Source organism: Streptococcus suis (genome assembly GCF_002964045.1).
GTDB lineage: Bacteria > Bacillota > Bacilli > Lactobacillales > Streptococcaceae > Streptococcus > Streptococcus suis_U.
The window spans coordinates 1-357 of record NZ_POPB01000283.1; the positions used below are offsets into that span (position 1 = coordinate 1).

Sequence of the window (357 nt, forward strand, 5' to 3'; positions counted from 1 at the left end):
AGAGCACCATCAATGAGATTGTTGCTGCTTGTTGGACCATGATGTGTCCAGTGATGAACAGAGTACGTACTTTTGTAACCTTACGAAGTGCAACCAAGAGGATATTGACACCGAAACCAATCAAGAGAGCTGTAGTGGCTGCTGATACGAAATCAGGGAACTCCTCAGCAATTTTCCCATTTGCTGCTGCAAGACCGAAGTAAGGGTCAATAACTGCCGCATCAATTTGGAACTTATAGTTCAAGGCCGCCAAAATCGGACGGAAGGTTGTTACCAAACCACCAGCTGCTACGTTCAAAATCATATAGCCGACTGTCGCTTTGATAAACCCTGCAAAAACATCATGAGGCTTTTTCT

At 44.5% G+C, this 357-nt stretch carries 1 protein-coding gene; it reads right to left on the minus strand.

From position 1 onward, the window contains the following. The coding region (locus C1E99_RS03705; protein ID WP_330848218.1) for a PTS transporter subunit IIC at nucleotides 1–357 on the minus strand (357 nt) is incomplete at both ends.